This window comes from Pseudodesulfovibrio portus, assembly GCF_026000375.1.
Classification (GTDB): domain Bacteria; phylum Desulfobacterota; class Desulfovibrionia; order Desulfovibrionales; family Desulfovibrionaceae; genus Pseudodesulfovibrio; species Pseudodesulfovibrio portus.
In genome coordinates this window covers 1,946,699-1,963,203 of sequence record NZ_AP026708.1, presented here as the reverse complement: position 1 = coordinate 1,963,203, position 16,505 = coordinate 1,946,699, and the positions used below count along the sequence as shown (strand labels likewise).

21 protein-coding genes and 1 tRNA gene are annotated in these 16,505 nt (G+C 62.9%); 8 read left to right on the top strand and 14 right to left on the bottom strand.

What is annotated here, in order from left to right; all coding sequences use genetic code 11:
- Nucleotides 1-10: 10 nt before the first annotated feature.
- Genes OO730_RS09490 through OO730_RS09470 form a run of 5 tightly spaced genes read right to left on the bottom strand, consistent with a single transcriptional unit; the run spans nt 11 to nt 3,453 of the window.
- A complete protein-coding gene (locus OO730_RS09490; RefSeq protein WP_264981222.1) occupies nt 11-370 on the bottom strand; it encodes an ANTAR domain-containing protein in 360 nt (119 codons plus the stop codon).
- Nucleotide 371: 1 nt separating this feature from the next.
- Nucleotides 372-746, bottom strand: a complete 375-nt coding sequence (locus OO730_RS09485; RefSeq protein ID WP_264981221.1) for a NifB/NifX family molybdenum-iron cluster-binding protein — start codon at nt 744-746, stop codon at nt 372-374.
- A 19-nt stretch (nt 747-765) separates the two neighbouring features.
- A complete protein-coding gene (locus OO730_RS09480) occupies nt 766-1,647 on the bottom strand; it encodes an ATP-binding protein (RefSeq protein ID WP_264981220.1) in 882 nt (293 codons plus the stop codon).
- Entirely contained in the window at nt 1,640-2,503 is an 864-nt protein-coding gene (locus OO730_RS09475) for an ATP-binding protein (protein ID WP_264981219.1), read from the bottom strand. The genes OO730_RS09480 and OO730_RS09475 overlap by 8 nt, the downstream gene beginning before the upstream one ends.
- Nucleotides 2,500-3,453 carry a DUF134 domain-containing protein gene (locus OO730_RS09470; protein WP_264981217.1) on the bottom strand — a complete coding sequence of 318 codons (954 nt, stop codon included), beginning with the start codon at nt 3,451-3,453 and terminating at the stop codon, nt 2,500-2,502. Before OO730_RS09470 ends, OO730_RS09475 begins: the two co-directional genes overlap by 4 nt.
- 255 nt (nt 3,454-3,708) lie before the next feature.
- Here OO730_RS09470 and OO730_RS09465 point away from each other — a divergent pair, with 255 nt between their 5' ends.
- Nucleotides 3,709-4,383, top strand: coding sequence for a substrate-binding periplasmic protein (locus OO730_RS09465; RefSeq protein WP_264981215.1), 675 nt, complete (start codon nt 3,709-3,711; stop codon nt 4,381-4,383).
- 28 nt (nt 4,384-4,411) lie between these two features.
- Complete coding sequence (locus OO730_RS09460; RefSeq protein WP_264981214.1) at nt 4,412-5,044, top strand: LysE family translocator; 633 nt, start codon at nt 4,412-4,414, stop codon at nt 5,042-5,044.
- Between the two features lie 324 nt (nt 5,045-5,368).
- Here the strand turns inward: OO730_RS09460 and OO730_RS09455 are convergent, their stop codons facing one another.
- The 9 genes from OO730_RS09455 to zupT all read right to left on the bottom strand — a co-directional run bounded on the left by OO730_RS09455 (nt 5,369) and on the right by zupT (nt 11,241).
- Nucleotides 5,369-5,848: a MarR family winged helix-turn-helix transcriptional regulator gene (locus OO730_RS09455; RefSeq protein ID WP_264981212.1), complete on the bottom strand. Its 480-nt coding sequence runs from the start codon at nt 5,846-5,848 to the stop codon at nt 5,369-5,371.
- A gap of 228 nt (nt 5,849-6,076) precedes the next feature.
- Entirely contained in the window at nt 6,077-6,247 is a 171-nt protein-coding gene (locus tag OO730_RS09450) for a helix-turn-helix domain-containing protein (protein WP_264981210.1), read from the bottom strand.
- A gap of 225 nt (nt 6,248-6,472) precedes the next feature.
- The gene (locus tag OO730_RS09445) at nt 6,473-6,733 is read right to left on the bottom strand and encodes an RNA recognition motif domain-containing protein (RefSeq protein ID WP_264981209.1); all 261 of its coding nucleotides are present in this window, start codon (nt 6,731-6,733) and stop codon (nt 6,473-6,475) included.
- Between the two features lie 26 nt (nt 6,734-6,759).
- Nucleotides 6,760-6,835: transfer RNA gene (locus OO730_RS09440), tRNA-Met, on the bottom strand.
- Between the two features lie 296 nt (nt 6,836-7,131).
- Nucleotides 7,132-8,244 (bottom strand): DUF362 domain-containing protein, encoded by a 1,113-nt coding sequence (locus tag OO730_RS09435; protein WP_264981208.1) that lies wholly within the window; start codon nt 8,242-8,244, stop codon nt 7,132-7,134.
- A gap of 104 nt (nt 8,245-8,348) precedes the next feature.
- A complete protein-coding gene (locus tag OO730_RS09430; RefSeq protein ID WP_264981207.1) occupies nt 8,349-9,017 on the bottom strand; it encodes an HAD family hydrolase in 669 nt (222 codons plus the stop codon).
- A 113-nt stretch (nt 9,018-9,130) separates the two neighbouring features.
- Nucleotides 9,131-9,976, bottom strand: a complete 846-nt coding sequence (locus OO730_RS09425) for a deoxyribonuclease IV (protein WP_264981205.1) — start codon at nt 9,974-9,976, stop codon at nt 9,131-9,133.
- A gap of 16 nt (nt 9,977-9,992) precedes the next feature.
- Entirely contained in the window at nt 9,993-10,274 is a 282-nt protein-coding gene (locus tag OO730_RS09420; RefSeq protein WP_264981203.1) for a hypothetical protein, read from the bottom strand.
- A gap of 139 nt (nt 10,275-10,413) precedes the next feature.
- Entirely contained in the window at nt 10,414-11,241 is an 828-nt protein-coding gene (gene zupT, locus OO730_RS09415; RefSeq protein ID WP_264981202.1) for a zinc transporter ZupT, read from the bottom strand.
- Between the two features lie 163 nt (nt 11,242-11,404).
- Here zupT and OO730_RS09410 point away from each other — a divergent pair, with 163 nt between their 5' ends.
- The 6 genes from OO730_RS09410 (at nt 11,405) to OO730_RS09385 (ending at nt 16,503) form a co-directional block, all read left to right on the top strand.
- Entirely contained in the window at nt 11,405-12,292 is an 888-nt protein-coding gene (locus OO730_RS09410) for a metal ABC transporter solute-binding protein, Zn/Mn family (RefSeq protein ID WP_264981201.1), read from the top strand.
- A 101-nt stretch (nt 12,293-12,393) separates the two neighbouring features.
- Nucleotides 12,394-13,155, top strand: coding sequence for an aminotransferase class IV (locus OO730_RS09405; protein WP_264981200.1), 762 nt, complete (start codon nt 12,394-12,396; stop codon nt 13,153-13,155).
- A 98-nt stretch (nt 13,156-13,253) separates the two neighbouring features.
- Nucleotides 13,254-14,531, top strand: coding sequence for a phosphoribosylamine--glycine ligase (gene purD / locus OO730_RS09400; RefSeq protein WP_264981198.1), 1,278 nt, complete (start codon nt 13,254-13,256; stop codon nt 14,529-14,531).
- A gap of 330 nt (nt 14,532-14,861) precedes the next feature.
- Nucleotides 14,862-15,344 carry a 5-(carboxyamino)imidazole ribonucleotide mutase gene (purE, locus tag OO730_RS09395; protein ID WP_264981197.1) on the top strand — a complete coding sequence of 161 codons (483 nt, stop codon included), beginning with the start codon at nt 14,862-14,864 and terminating at the stop codon, nt 15,342-15,344.
- A gap of 146 nt (nt 15,345-15,490) precedes the next feature.
- Nucleotides 15,491-16,006 (top strand): hypothetical protein, encoded by a 516-nt coding sequence (locus OO730_RS09390; protein ID WP_264981196.1) that lies wholly within the window; start codon nt 15,491-15,493, stop codon nt 16,004-16,006.
- Complete coding sequence (locus tag OO730_RS09385; protein ID WP_264981195.1) at nt 16,003-16,503, top strand: hypothetical protein; 501 nt, start codon at nt 16,003-16,005, stop codon at nt 16,501-16,503. Before OO730_RS09390 ends, OO730_RS09385 begins: the two co-directional genes overlap by 4 nt.
- Nucleotides 16,504-16,505: the final 2 nt, after the last annotated feature.

Here is a 16,505-nt window from a genome sequence, read left to right as displayed (position 1 = left end):
TTCTTTTCCCTTATACCTTTAGTAAAACTTCAACCAGAACCTTGGCGTCCTCAGCCTTCAGGTCAACGGGCAGGGCCTTGAGCACCCCGTAGCCTTCACTGGCCTCATGGAAATCGTCCTCTTCCATGTCCGTGACCACGGCGGTCAGGGTCATGGCCGACAGCTTCATGATCTCCACCACCAGCTTGAGCGCTTCGAAGTCCGGCAGGTCCCTGTCGATGACCGCAAGGCGCGGCGGATACGCCCTGATGCGCTCCAGGGCTCCGGCCCCGGAGGTTTCGACCTCGACCTCGTCCCTGCTCGCGCCAGCCAGTTCCACCAGGAACTCCTGGATTTCCCTGGGGCGCGTGGTGACGGCGACGATGGTCATGCTAGTGACCGCCGCCGCAGGTTTGCTCGACGGTGAAAACCGGCAGGGAGTCGTGCATGAACGCCTCGACCGCTGCCTTGACCGTGGGCGCGCCGGAACCGTGGTAGACCTGGATGCCCACCTGATTGAAACCCATGAGCGGGCGCATGCCCATGCCGCCGGAAATGAGCGCCTTGACCTTGAGGTCGGCCAGGTAGTTGACCGGGGCCATGCAGCCGCCCTGCACATGCGGGCAGCTCGGCACGCTGGACACGTCCTTGACCTCGCCGTCGTCGATTTTCACCAGGGTGTACATGGCGCAATGCCCGAAGTGGGCATCCACAGGGGCGTCCATGCCACCGGGTTCAGCCGTGGGAACAGCAACAAGAGTCTCCATACCTATCTCCTTTAATTGTTTATTTCTGTATTGTTTTCAGCAAGTTCAATATATCAGACCAGGCCTCTTCGAGGGTCTCGGCGAGGGGACCGGAATCGTATTCCGTGATCACCTTGCGCTCGAGCATGGCGTCCACCACGGCCCGGTCGTGCGGGAACCGGCCCACCAGGACGTATCCCCTGGACCGGCAGTATTCCTCGATCTCCTCGGTCATGGCCGGGTTGATGTCCCATTTGTTGACCAGCACCGCGACCTTGGTGCGGAAGTTTTCGCACAGCTCGGCCACGCGCTTGAGGTCGTGCAGGCCGGACGGGGTGGGCTCGGTGACCACCACGGCCAGGTCGGTCCCGGCCATGGAGCTGATCACCGGGCAGCCGATGCCCGGCGCGCCGTCGCACAGGACAAGGTCCAGCCCCTGCTCCTCGGCCATCTGCCGGGCCTTCTGCTTGAGCAGCGTGACCAGCCGACCGGAGTTTTCCTCGCCCGGATAGAGCTGGGCGTGGACCATGACCCCGAACCGGGTGGAGGACACATACCAGTCGCCGCAATGCTTTTGCGGGAACTCGATGGCCTCGGCCGGACAGAGGGTCACGCAGACCTTGCACCCTTCGCACTGCAGGGGATTGATGGTGAAACGACCGTCGGTTTCGCTGATGGCGTCGAACCGGCACAGTTCCACACATTGACCGCAACCGGTACACACATCCTGATCGATGACCGCCTCGTTGCCGGACCAGAACTCCTCCTCGGTCCGGTGCTCGGGGTCGAGCAGCAGGTGCAGGTCCGGAGCGTCCACGTCCAGGTCGCAGAGGATGCCGTTCTCCGCCAGTTGGGCGAACGCCCCGGTAATGGAGGTCTTGCCCGCACCGCCCTTTCCGCTGATGATGACTATCTCATGCATTGGCCACCTCCTTCTCGGCGGCGGCCCGCATGTTCCCGCGCAAGTCGGCAAAGGTCTCCTTGAGCGGGGCAATGGCCTTGGAGACCACTTCACCCCTGGAATACGCTTCGGCAATCTCCCGGGAATAGGGAATCTCCGCCCAGACCGGGATGCGGTTGGCCTTGCAGAATTCAAGGACCGCCGTGTCGCCCAGGTCGGCCCGGTTGATGACCGCGCCCATGGGTTTGTTCAGGGGCTTGAACGCCTCCCAGGCGAGCTTGAAATCATGGAACCCGAACGGCGTGGGCTCGGTGACGAGCACGATGCAGTCCGCGTCCGTGACTGCGGCAATGGCCGGGCAGCTGACGCCGGGGGGAGCGTCGATGAGAATGTCGCCCCCCTTGCCCAGCTCCGGGAACTCCTTCCTGATGCGGCGCATGAGCGGCGGGCTCATGGCCTCGCCCACGCGCAACCGCCCCATGACAAAGGCGTGCCCGTCCGCCGTTCCCCGGCATATCTCGCCCAGCTCGCGTTTGCCCGGAGACAGCGCGCCCTCGGGGCAGACCGCCAGGCAGCCGCCGCAGCCGTGGCACATCTCCGGAAACACCAGCAGGGTCCCGGCCATGACCGTGATGGCCTTGAACTGGCATATGTCCCGGCACAGCCCGCAAGACGTGCACTTGTCCTCGTCCGCCTCGGGCACCTCTATGTACGCCTTCTCGATGTCGCTCAGATCGGGCTTGAGAAAAAGGTGCAGGTTGGGCTCCTCCACATCCAGGTCGACCAGGGTGACCGGCCTGTCCCAAACGGCGGCAAGCGACGAACACGTGGTTGTCTTGCCCGTGCCCCCCTTGCCGCTGGCAACGGCGTAGATCACTTGTTGCCCCCGGCTGCGGCATTGGCGGCGTCGGCCATGGTCACGCCGCCCGCCTTGAACTTGTTCACGGCCTCGCGCACGGTCAGCCCGTCAACGTCCTGGCCGATGCGGATGCCCGCCGCCTGCAGGGCGTCGAAGGCCTTGGGGCCGACGTATCCGGTCAGGAGCACCCCGGCGCCCGCGTTGGCCACGTTTTCCGCAGCCTGGATTCCCGCGCCCTGGGCCATTGCCTGGGAGGAACCGTTGTCCACGTACTGCACCACTTCCATGGTTTCGGGGTTGACGATGACGAAGCCGCCGGCCCGACCGAAGCGGGGATCGACCCTGTCGTCCAGGGTGGGGCCTTCACTGGTAATCGCGATATTGTTCATAATACTATCCTTTGAGGTTTGTTGGGGATTCCGGTTGTCCATGGCGCGGCCCATACCCATGTTGCCGCCGCTCATGCCCTTGCCGCCCATGCCGCGACCGCCGCCGCCCATGCCACGGCCACCGCCGCAACGACCGCCCTGGCCCATGCCACGTCCCTGGCCGCCCTGGCATCGACCGCCGCCTCCGGCGCCCGATCCGTTTCCTTTCATACCCGGCATAATTTCATCTCCATCGGTTTTGGACGCATGGTCCGTTTCCATGGACGGGCATGCCCACACTCCGTCATCGGCCAGGGTGTAATGTCCCCCCTGAATACGGATGGCCAACCCTTCGGTCAGCGCCCGGGCGACAACTGTCCTGGCCGCCGAGAGCACCCTGCCGAACGTAGCCCTGGACACGCCCATGACTTCGGCCCCCTCGGCCTGAGAGAACCCCTGAGCATCCGCCAGGCGGAGCGCCTCAAGTTCCTCGAAGGTCAGGGTGGCGTTCTTCAATTTGGTCATGGGAACTCCCTGCGGCTTGTAATAGGTCGCGTCGGGTTCCCGTTGCACCATCCGTCTTATCTTCCTTCGTCCCATACATCCCTCTTGTGTGAACAGGTTTCGAAATGAGCATATGCTCAAAAAACCCAATGTCAAGAAAAATAGCGAGCCGCCTATCAGGGCACGGTTTCACGACCTGTTTTGCCCGGCGGACATTCCACATTATGAAAGATTCGTAATTCAGATTGATAATCAGCAAACAATTGGGCAGTATCGGTTGACATGACAAAGACGCTTTTATGCATATTCCTCATATTCGCGCTCCAGCCGATTCCAGGTAATGCCTCTGAGTTGCGTGAAGTCGTAAGCACAGGCCCCTCTTGGGATTCCTTCACCAACCGGGATGGAACCGGCCTGTACCATGAGGTTCTGCGCGAGGTCTTTTCCCTGTACGGCATATCCGTGCGCCATGAATACATGCCCACGGATCGCGGGGACGAGATGGTCAGGACCGGCCAAGGGGACATGATGACCTGTGACGACCGCGCCCAGCCCCCCCTGGTCACCGGACGCTACCCCATGTTCACCAACGATTTTCACGTGTTCTTCAAGAAATCCAGAATTCCCGACTGGACCGGACCGGAGAGCCTGCGCGACCGGGAAGTGGCGAGCCAGCTCGGGTATTACCATGATTGGGATTTCCCCGTGCCCGTTCGCATTCGCGAGATGCCTTCCGGGGTCAAGTGCCTGAACATGGTCCTGCTGGGGCGGTCCGATTTCTACGTGGACGACATCTCCTTCATAGAGAACTCCATCAGGCTGACCGACCAGGTTTTCGACCGGGAGGAATACGCCATCCGCCGGGCCGGCTCCCGTTCCTATTTCCCCCTGTTCAACAAGACTCCTCGGGGCAAAAAGGTCAAACAGATGTACGAAGCAGGCATGATGATCCTGCACAAGGCGGGCAAGCTCAAGCCCATCTTTGACAAATGGGGCCACAAGTACCCCGATTTCGACAGTTTCTGATTTCCCGCAACCCGCCTCGGAGCACCCCATGTTCGGCACCCACGACCTTGTCCTGTTCATCCTTTCCGGCCTGCTCTTGAACATCACGCCCGGCCAGGATGTGTTCTACATCGTGTCCAAGGGAGCGTCCCTGGGCTGGCGCAGCGGAGCCCTGGCCGCTCTGGGTGTGGCTGCGGGCTGCTTCGTGCACGTCTTTGCCGCCGCCCTCGGCCTGTCCGCCATCCTGGCCACCTCGGCCACGGCCTTCACGGTGGTCAAATACGCGGGCGCGACCTATCTGGTCTGGGTCGGATTCCAGATGTGGCGGGCCGACAAAAAAGATCACGGCAGCGGCGAATACTGCCTCGTTTCCCGGCGCAAGGTGTTCACGCAGGGGTTCCTGACCAACGCCCTGAATCCCAAGGTGGCCCTGTTCTTTCTCGCCTTCCTGCCCCAGTTCGTGGCTCACGACGCCCCGTCCAAACCCCTGGCCTTCCTGTTCCTGGGCATCGTCTTCACCGTCAACGGAACCTTCGTGAACCTGACCTACGCATGGACCGCCGCCCGCGTCTCCTCCATGATCGGCACCGGGGGCAAATACACCAAATGGATCAAGAGAGCCGCCGGGACCCTGTTCGTCGCCCTCGGCATCCGCCTCGCCCTGGCCGAGCCCGTGAGCTAGACGACGCCCCCAGACCCTTCCTTTTCCAAAGCTTTTTCTGTCGTCTCGCGGCGAGAGCCGTGCGTGCCCCCTTTGTGGTGCACGGCAACAAAAAAGGGAGGACAACTGCCTCCCCCAATAACCCCGTAAGCGATTTGGGTGCCCCAGGCACCCAACACCGGGTCATCCCAAACCGTCCCAAGCAGATCACGACCGCCCTTCCCCCGACACCATGAGGCTTGGAAGAGTGGGTCAGATGTGGATTTTTCGGATGCCGACCGACCGGAGGCGCAGCAACGCTGCGGTGAGGATCGGGCGGTGCCCGAAAAATTCGCAGATGGTCCGCTATGTTAAGCCGACGACGCGGTTGATAAGGCCACGCACGACCCCTTTTGCAATTCGGAGATTGGCCGGGGGCAGGTCCCTGCCGACCCTCTCAAGCCACCTGGCCTGATCGGCCCGCAACTTTTCCACCGCAACCCGCCCCTGCTCGGTGAGATGCGCCAATCGCGCCCGAACATGGTCCGGGTTGTCCCGATACTCGACAAACCCGGACTCGGCCAGGCCGTCCGCAGTGCGCTGCACCGACTGACGCGCAAGCCCCAGGGCGCGGGCGGCAGAGGCCACCGTAACCGGCCCGTCGGCAAGGGCGCACAGCACCTGCCAGCGCGCTCCGGTCAGCCCGGAATCTCGGGCCATTTCCTCCATGGCCGCCACCACCGAAGCCTGAAGCCGAAAGACCTCGGCAAAGAGTTCGGACGCTTCCAAAACCTCGGCGGGCACCCCGGCCCGCGACCCGCCCAGCGGAGATTTCCAAGTATTCATGACAGTATATTGTCATATCGACAGTCAACTGTCAAAAGAGGCCGAAAACACCCGAAAACAACACACCTCAAATCGATAGAAAAAGTCTAGATTTTCTCTATTGACAGGATGCTGTCATAATTGGACGGACAGTACGTGGAGAGCGGAAACCGCAAGCCCCGGTCTCGGGGGCATGAGACCGGGGCTTGGCATTTGGAGGAGGGGTTGGAGGAAGGAGTGACTGCTATATCATGCGGGCTCGTAAAAGCACCGCTTGGGGGACACGACTGCGCCGTCCTGGCGAAGGTCCTTGATGGCCTTGGAAACTTCCTTGCTGTCCGCGCCGAGGATCTTGGCCACATCGCCGGGACGGACAGGCTTGCCGGCATCCTTCATGGCTTTGAGTACTTGGTCTTTCATGGAACGCTCCGTTGTTGTTAATTGATATCAGGAATCATTCCTGAATATACCGCTCATGTCAACCACAAAACACCCTGCCGGGCAGGAAAGTTCTTATCCAGCTGAAGTTGCAGCGAATAACTTCTTTAATGAGAGAGGGAAACAGGCCGCAGTCCACCCGGACGGGGGGCGCAACAAAAGACTCCGCGCACTGCGCGGTTCGGCAAGGGTCAGCGTTGCCGGATGTTAGTACCTGGGGCGGGGAGCGCGCGGCTTGGCTTCGTTGACCTTCAGGTTCCGCCCGCTCATTTCGTTCCCGTCCAGGGCCTCGATGGCGGCCAGGGCGCCCGCGTCTTCCATCTCCACGAAAGCGAAGCCGCGGAACCGACCGGTTTCCCGGTCCATGATGAACTTGACGGAAAGGACTTCGCCGTGAGCGGCGAACAGGTCGCGCAGGTCGTCTTCGGATGCGCTGAAGGGAATGTTACCGACATAAATGCTTTTCATTGTACAAATGCTCCAACAAAATGGTCTGGTAGCGGGGGGAGGATTTGAACCTCCGACCTTCGGGTTATGAGCCCGACGAGCTACCAACTGCTCCACCCCGCGACAAATACAATTACTCAACGCATTACAATACCGAGAGTTTTACGTCAACCGGCTTGGGACAGCGGGTCGTCACGCCGTTGTTTTCCCTGCGGGATGCCCGTCCTGCCGCCAGGGAGGACGATCGAGGGCGACCCGCCGTTGGGTGCTCTGGGCACCCAACGGCGCTCACGGTGTTTTATGGGAAAATGAGATCGAACTGCTGCGAACGGACAGCCCTCGCCGCAGGCGACCCAAGAAGTTTAGGAGGGGGTCCAGGGGGAAGCCCTTTACAAAGGGTTCCCCCTGGCCGCCGGAGGCTACATCTTGATCAGTTCGTATTCGCGGGTGCCGAGGCCGATTTGTTCGGCGTATCCAAGGCCGAAGTCCACGGACACGTGCTGGTGAATGGCCGAGAACTTGTTCTGGCCGGGGGTGATGCCAAATGGCAGCTGGCTCGGGTACAGGGCCGGGGCGTTGCTGACCAGGTCCATGGACGCCTGGTCCACGGCCACGGGGTCGAAGCTGGCGAGCACGCCGATGTCCGGGCAGATGGGCGCGTCGGTGAAGCCCACGCAGTCGCAGTCCGGGACCACGTCCATGACGAAATTGACATGCAGGCCGGGGGTGCGTTTGGTATCGAGCACGCCCTTGGCGTATTCCATCATCCGCTCCAGGAAATCCTGCACGCCCACCTTCCAGTCCACTTCCAGCCCGCCGTGGCGGCAGGCCACGAAACAGCCGCCGCAGCCCACGCACCGTTCCGCATTGAGCGCGATCTTGCCGGTGTCCTCGTTGATGGAGAGCGCGCCGACCTTGCAGGCCCGGACGCACGCCTCGCACCCTTCGCACATATCCTCCCGGATAATGGGACCCGTGGAAAAATGCTGCTGCATCTTGCCTTTCTTGGAGGCCGAGCCCATGCCGATGTTCTTGAGCGCCCCGCCGTATCCGGCCAGCTCGTGGCCCTTGAAATGGTTCAGGGAGACGAAGAAATCCGCCTCGGCGATGGCCCCGGCGATATAGACCTCGTCCAGGTGCTTGCAGCCCACATGCACGGCGGTCTCGAACTCGCCGCGCAACCCGTCGGCGATGACCGTGGGCGCGTTCAGGATGAGCGGGTCCCAGCCGTGGCGGGCGGCGCACAGGGCATGGGAGACCGCTTCGCCGCGCTGGCCCACGTACAGGGTGGAGGCGTCGGTCAGGAACGGCTTGCCCCCGGCCTCCAGGATGAAGTCGATGACCGGCTTGACCCACAGGGGCCGCAGGAACCCGGTGGTGCCCTGCTCGCCGAAGTGGAGCTTCACGGCCGCCAGGTCGCCCTCGGTAATCTGCTGATCCGCCTTGCACGCCTTGAGCAGGCTGCGCATCCTCTTGTCAAACGGGGCCTTGCTCGACGCCCGCAGATTCCAGAAAAATACTCTCGACGCCATGATCCCATCCTTGTTGCGGTTGAACCCGAACACATTACCACACGCCGGGCCGGGTTTGGAAGCGCCTACTTGGGTATGGGAAGAACGGCAGGCGGAGGGAGCGGCTAAAGCAGCCCGGCCTTTTCCAGATCGATCAAGAGCGCCTCCACATCCGGGGCCACGAAGTCGGGCCGGAGATGGGCGAAGTCCTCGGGCCGCATCCGGCCGGAAGTGACGGCGGCAGACAATGCCCCGGCCCGCTTGGCGGTCTCCACGTCCATGGGATGGTCGCCGACCATCAGGGAGCGTCCGGGGTCGGCGCCGACTTTTTCAAGCGCCTGGAACAGGTGCGCCGGGTCCGGCTTGACCAGGGGCGCGTCCTCGCGGGGAATGAACACTCGGGTGCATTCCTCGATATCCGGGAACACCACCTTCACGGCGGCGGTGATGTTGCGGGTGATGACCCCGGCGGCCACGCCCTTTCTGCCGAGGGTGTCCAGGGCCGGGCGGGTGAAAGGGAACAGCGCGCCGTCCCGGGCCGCGTCCAGCTCCATGGCCGTGATCACCAGCTGGCCTCGGGAGCGGAATTCCTTGCCCTCGGCCTCGTCCAGCTTCATGACCCGCTGCACCAGCTCCTCCAGCCACTCCAGGGCCGGCTTGCCGTCGGGAACGGGCCGCTCGCCCAGAAAGACCTCGCCAAGGGCCGCGATCCGGGTCTTCATCAGGTCGAAATCCAACGGGACATCGGCCAACGTCCCGTCAAAATCGAATATCACTGCGTCGAGTTTTGCCAAGGGTGCCTTCCCCTTCCCCCAGACCCCCATCCCCTTCCTTTTCCAAAGCTATTTGTATGCGCATTCGCGCGGGTGCTTGCGGGGTGGGGGTGTTGTCGTTGCTTGTTCAGATACTATTTTGCCAGTTCGCGCAAGATGGAGAGATTGCGGATATCGTCTTCGAGATCCTTGTCCTTGGGGGTTTCCAGGGTCTTGGGAACGTCCTTGAACCGGGGGTCCCGCATGAGGTTGCGGAAGCCGTCCAGGCCGATGGCCCCCTTGCCGATGTGCTCGTGGCGGTCGCGGCGGGAATCGAAATCGGTCTTGGAGTCGTTGAGGTGAAAGAACTTGAGCCGGTCGAGCCCGACGGTGCGGTCAAAGGCGTCGAAGGTGGCGGCGTAGGCCTCGGGCGTGCGGATGTCGTATCCGGCGGCAAAGGTGTGGCAGGTGTCGTAGCACACGCCCAGACGCTCGGGGTGGCGCGACGCCGCGATGATGGCCGCCAACTCCTCGAAGGTGGAGCCGAGGTTGGTGCCCTGACCGGCCGTGGTCTCGAGCAGGACCATGCCCGTTTCCGTACCGGACCGCTCGATGGCCCGGTCCAGGTTGGCGGCATAGCGCGCAACGCCCGCGTCCACGCCCCGGCCCAGATGCGAACCGGGATGGGTGACCAGGTAGGGGATGTTGAGCACCTCGATGCGCTTGAGTTCCTCGGCAAAGGAGAGGAGGGAGCGCTTTTCCTGCTCTTCCTGATCGGAGGCCAGATTGATCAGATAGGAATCGTGGGCGGCAATCGGGTAGTTTCCCCATTGCTCCCGGGCGACGCCGAAGAGTTCCACGTCGTATCCGGTCAGCGCCGGAATCTTCCACTGCCGCTGGTTGCGGGTGAATATCTGCAGGGCCGTGCCGCCCACCTGGCGGATACGGTCGAAGGCCATGTGCAGGCCCCCGGCAATGGACATGTGCGCACCAAGGAACATGCGCGCCCCCGCCTTTCTAGCTGATCCAGCTGCCCAGGGCTTCGACGATCTTCTCGGCCTGCGCCTGGCTGGAGATGTTGAACTTGGATTTGGGGCGGTAGGTGCCGTCCACCTTCTGGTAGCGGCGGATGGTGAACTTTTCCGGACCGTATTCGCCCTTGGCGCGGTTCAGTTCCTGATAGCGGAAAATAATGGTCGTCCATGCGCCCTTGGACAGGATGACCTTGTCCAGCTCCTTGACGATGAGCTGGTTGTCTTCGGAATAATTGATGGTAATTTCGTCTACATTGGATGCCATGATGCACTCCTCAAATATATGATGTCCGTCCCAGGACGGCAGGGCACTACCCATACATATGATGATAGACGATGGCAACCCCCGGATATCAAGGGTTCCCGGACCCCACCCCCGCGAGCGGGGTCGTATCCGGGCCTGTTTACAGGAACAACAGCAGAGATACGGCCATCACCGCCATTCCCGAGATGAGGCCGTATATGGACAGGTGGTGTTCGCCGTATTCCTCGGCCGCCGGGAGCAGTTCGTCAAAGGATATGAAGACCATGATGCCCGCCACGCCGGCAAAGAGGATGCCGAACATGGTCGGGGTGAAGAACGGCATGAAGACCAGGTAGCCGATGAGCGCGCCCACGGGTTCGGACAGGCCGGACAGGAAGGAGTAGAGGAAGGCCTTCCTGCGGTCCCCGGTGGCGTAGAAGAGCGGGATGGAAACCGCAATGCCCTCGGGGATGTTGTGGATGGCGATGGCCACCGCGATGGCCAGGCCCAGGGCGGGGTCGGTCAGGGCGGCGGTGAAGGTGGCCAACCCCTCCGGGAAGTTGTGGATGGCGATGGCGATGGCCGCGAAGATGCCGGTGCGCCTGAGTTTGTCGAAATTGTGGGTCTCGTCCTTGGGCAGCTCGTAACCCTCTTCCATCTCCTCGATGGAGTGCATCTCGTGCGGGTTCTCGTAGCTCGGCACAAAGGTGTCGATGAGCGCGATGAAGGCGATGCCGCCGAAAAAGGAGAGCGCCGTCACCCAGGCACCCATGACGTCGCCGAGTTCCGCAGTCAGTGCGTCGCGGGCCTTGACCATGATCTCGACAAAAGAGACGTAGATCATGACCCCGGCGGAAAAACCGAGGGCCAGTGAGAGGAATTTCGTGTTGGTCTGCCGGGCGAAAAAGGCGATGGCCGACCCGACGCCGGTGGAGAGTCCGGCAAACAGGGTCAACCCGAAGGCGAAAAGCACGGTTTGGGTGTCCATGGGGATTGTTTATACCAGATTCCAAGGGATTGTCATCGGGCATATTGTCATGGGCCCCGATAACCGCTAAACCCGTCTTTAGACCTCATTGACCATTTCAATAAGGCGGCCCGGCCGTTTGGCCGGCGGACCGCCCGGACAGAACCCGCGCAGAGGTATCGTCATGCGAAAACTGATTCTGATTCTCGCTGTCCTGATGTTCGTCTCCCCGGCCCTGGCCGAAGGGCTGAACGTCACCGTGTCCATCGCCCCGCTCAAGTATTTTGTCGAACAGATCGGCGGAGGCAGGGTCCACGCCGAGATCATGGTGCCGCCGGGAGCGAGCCCGGCCACGTACGAGCCCCGCCCGCGCCAGATGGTGCAGCTGGAAAAATCCGCACTCTTCTTTGCCGTCGGCGTCCCGTTCGAGCGCGCCTGGTTGCCGCGCATGCAGAGCGCCAACCCCGACATCACCGTGATCGAGACCCAGGCGGGCATCGAGCTGCGCCCCATGGCCGCCCACCATCACCACGGGGACGAGGAAGAGCATCACGGGGAAACGGAAGAACGACACGACAACGACGGCCCCCTCGACCCGCACATCTGGAACGCCCCGAGCCTGTGCGCCAGGATGGCCGGGACAATCCTGGCGGGCCTGGTCAAGGCCGACTCCGCCGGAGAAGCGGAATACCGGGCCAATTACGACAAGTTGATCACCCGCATACACGAGGTGGACGCCCGCATCCGGACGCTGCTCACGGGCCTTTCCGGGTCCAGCTTCATGGTCTACCACCCGTCCTGGGGCTACTTTGCCCGCGACTACGGGCTGGTCCAGGTGCCCGTTGAGCTGGAAGGCAAGGAGCCCGGCCCCGGAGAGTTGGCCGAGGTCATCGACCTGGCCAAAAAGGAAAACATCCGGGCCATCTTCACCCAGCCGCAGTTCTCGGGAAAATCCGCCGCCACCGTGGCCCGGGCCATAAGCGGCAAGGTCGTGACCGCCGACCCCCTGGCCGAAGACTGGGACGAGAACCTGATCGGCGTCGCCGCCCGGATGGCCGAGGCCATGAGATAACCGGAGTCGCCGAAATCGGCATCGAGGTGGACGCAGGCCCCGCAAGAGCGTATCGGGAAATGATGGCAAAGACCGCATAATTCCTTGTCCCGGGAGCAACCATGATCCACTACCACAACAACGGATACACCCTGGAACCGGTCCGGCTGGAGCCGACCGCCCCGGCCTTCCGCTACGGCGCGGGCTTCTTCGAGACCATCTACTACAACGGCAGCGAGGTCCGCCACCTGGACCGCCACCTGGACCGCATTTTCCATTCGTTGCGGGCCTTTGACGTGGAATACGAGACCGTGGACTTCGAAGAGGTCATCGGCCAGGTGCTCAACCGCAACGGCCTGGTCGGCCAGACCGCGCGGGTCACCGTCTTCTATCCCATGGAGGATGCCGGGGCCTCGCCGGTCATCACCGCCGCTCCCCACGACCCCAAGCCGTACAAGGCCTACCGCCTCTGCGTCTGCGAGGACCGCCACATCTCCACGCTGAGCGCCCACAAGACCACCAACTACATGTTCTTCCACCTGGCCCTGCGCCGCGCCACATCGCGCGGCTTTGACGACGCCGCCCTGTTCGACCTCGACGACAACCTCCTCGAGGCCACCACCGGCGCTCTGGTGCTCAAAAAAGAAGGCACCTTCGTCACCGTGGACTCCCCGCACATACTCCCGTCCACCACCCTGGAACTGGCCAGAAAGGAATTCGACATCCTGCCCGTGCGCCTCCCCCTGGAAGACCTGCCCTCATTTCGCCACGCGTACATACTCAATTCCGTCATCGGCATGCGGCCCATTGTGGCCATAGGCGAGACCGCCTTCATCCCCGACGACGAAACATGCTCGGTGGTGATGGAGAAAGTGCTGGGCTAGGAGCCGGGACCGGCTCCTGCGGAGCCCCTTCCGGCTTGATAATTTCACGCTTTTTCCTTACACCGTGTACATCCCGAAAACAGATGGAGGAAGACTTCATGAAAATATTGGTTGTCGGTTCCGGTGGTCGCGAGCACGCGCTGTGCTGGAAGCTTGCCCAGAATCCCAAGGTCGAGACCATTTTATGCGCGCCGGGCAACGGCGGCACGGCCCAGGTGGGCGAGAACATCGCGGTCAAGGACGACGACATTCCGGCCCTGGTCGCGCTGGCCAAGACCGAGGAAGTCGACCTGGTGGTGGCCGGCCCCGAGCTGCCGCTGGTGCTCGGGCTGGAAAACGCGCTCAGGCAGGAAGGCATCCCGTGCTTCGGGCCCAACGCCTTTGCCGCCAACCTGGAAGGGTCCAAGGCCTTTTCCAAGAACGTGATGGCCGACGCGGGCGTGCCCACCGCTCCGTTCCGGGTCTGCGACGACTATGACGAGGCCGTGGCCTTTATCAGGGAAAAGGGCGCGCCCATCGTGGTCAAGGCCGACGGCCTGGCCGCAGGCAAGGGCGTGATCGTGGCCTCCTCCGAGGAAGAGGCCATCGAGGCCGTGCACGAGATGATGATCAAGAAAGCCTTCGGCTCCGCCGGGGACCGCGTGGTCATCGAAGAAGCCCTCGCGGGCGAAGAGGCATCCTTCCTGTGCTTCTGCGACGGCACTCACTACGCCATGCTGCCTTCCAGCCAGGACCACAAGGCCGTTTACGAAGGCGACACCGGCCCCAACACGGGGGGCATGGGCGCATACTCCCCGGCCCCGATCCTGCCCAAGGAAAAATACGAGGAGACCGCCGAGCTGTGCATCAAGCCCATCCTGCGCCACCTGGCCGCCAAGGGCGAGCCGTTCAAGGGCGTGCTCTATGCCGGGCTGATGTACACCGAGAACGGCCCGAGCGTGCTCGAATACAACGTCCGCTTCGGCGACCCGGAATGCCAGCCCCTGCTCATGCGGCTTGAGACGGACCTCCTGGAGATCATGTTCGCCTGCATCGACGGCAAGCTCGATCAGATCGAGGTCAAGTCCTCCCCGCAGACCGCGTGCGGCGTGGTCATGGCCGCCGCAGGCTATCCCGGCTCCTACCCCAAGGGCATGGAGATCACCGGCCTGGACGAGGCCGACGCCCTGGACGGGGTCAAGGTCTTCCAGGCGGGAACCAAGGTGGACGGCGACAGGATCGTCACCTCCGGCGGCCGCGTGCTCTGCGTCACCGCGCTGGGCGACGACCTGGCGGCCGCCCAGAAAAAGGCCTACGAGGCCGTGGCCAAGGTCCACTTCGACAACAGCTACTACCGCCGCGACATCGCCGACAAGGGCTTGAAGCGGCTCAAATAGTTTGCCTTCGGCGACCAGGGGGGAACCCTTTGAGAAGGGTTCCCCCCTGGACCCCCCTCCCAGACTTTTTATCGCTACGCCGCCTGGGGAGGGGGAAGGATGCCGAAAGAATACAGGGCGGCGTAGAGGGTGTCTGCAAACAGTACTTTTGAATACACTTTTTTCCGGTCGGCCCGTCCCACCCTCTTCCCTTAGCTACCAAACTCCGCGAAGCGGCATAAAAAGCTTTGGAAAAGGATGGGGGTCCGGGGGAAGGGGAAGGAAAGAACCTTTCTCGAAAGGTTTTTCCTTCCCCTTCCCCCGGTCGCCGGAGGCATCAAGGAGGGAACAATGCCGAAAGTTGTTATTTTCATGGGGTCCATTTCGGATGAGGACAAGATGCGCCCGTGCGCCGACCTGCTGACCGAGCTGGGCGTGGACCATGTGTTCACCGTGTCCTCGGCGCATCGCACCCCGGAGCGCACCGCCCGGCTCGTCGAGGAGTACGAGGCCGACGGCTGCCAGGTCTTCATCTGCGCCGCCGGACTGGCCGCGCACCTGGCCGGGGCCGTGGCCGCCAAGACCACCAGGCCCGTGCTGGGCGTGCCGTTGTCCGCGTCCGCCCTGGGCGGCATGGACGCCCTGCTGGCCACCGTGCAGATGCCCCCGGGCTTCCCGGTGGGAACCCTTGCCCTGGACAAGGTCGGGGCCAAGAACGCCGCCTGGCTGGCAGCCCAGATCATCGCCCTGCATGACCCGGAGCTGACCAAAAAAATTCAGGCTGCCCGCGACGGTTTCAAGGAATCCGTGGAAAAGGCTGCGGCCAGCTTGTAATCCGTCCCCCGACGCGATCCTTTTGAACGGCGGGCCGTTGAACGGTCCGCCGTTTCCTTGGTTCTCACCGCTGCGACCGGGATGTGCAACGCCCGTCTCCCGCTTGCCCGGTTCCCGGGTTTCGCGTATCTACCGGAACAAACGCCATGACTCGATCAGCCGACAAGAGCAGAGTGCCGAAGTATGATTCGGCCAAGGAATCCAGACGGTTCACCCGCAGCCTGATCTGGGTGCTCGTGGTGGGCGGTCTTTTCCTGGCCGGCCAGGGGGTGCGCTACGGGCTCAACCGCTCCCAGCTGTCGGAAATCCGGGAAGAGACGAACAAGCTCTATTCCTCCGTGCTCGGGCCGGACATCGGCGGCTCGCCGTTCGGCCGGTTGCAGTTCGAGCACGGCAAGCTCATGGCCTCCAAGCGCATCGGGCTCGACCCGCTGGGGGTGCTGGCAGCCCTAAGCCGCCCGGCCGTGGAGAGTCTGCGCCTGGAAGGGCTGACCCTGGCCGGGACAACCGGAAGGGTTCGCGGGACCATCGGCGGCGGCCCTGAGGGTTTCAGGGCCTACATGGACACGCTCACGGACGACGAATACTATCTGTTTTCCCTGTACAAGAGCGACGAGCTGGGTGACGAGACCCTGTTCATCCTGACCGTGGAGCCGCAATGATGGCCGGAAAGCGGAAAGCATATCCCTGGTCCGGGTGGCCGCCCGCATCGCAGCAGCGCTTTTTCAAGCTGATGCTCGGCGGATTGTCGGCACTGTTCTTCTCCGTGCTGGTGGGCGGCGTACTCTTCACCGGCAAGCTGGTCCAGCAGATCGAGGTCGAGAAGGAACAATACGGCCGCGTGGCCCCCCTGGTGGACGACATCCTGACCCTGCGCGCCAGGCAGGGCGACCTGGCCCACCTGTCGCCCGTGGAGGCGGTCCAGCGCATCGCCGAGGACCGGCGCATGGGCGACTACGTGACCTCCCTGCGCACCACCCGGCTCAAGGAGAACACCGAGGGCGCGCAGGTGACCTGCTCCGGCCTGACCCTGATCATGCTCACGGACTTCCTGGAGGACCTGCGCGACCGCGCCAACCTGCAGGCCCCGGACTTCACCCTGAGCCGCAACCCCGAGGACCCGCGCCTGGCCGACGTGCACCTCGTGCTGGCAAGGTAGGT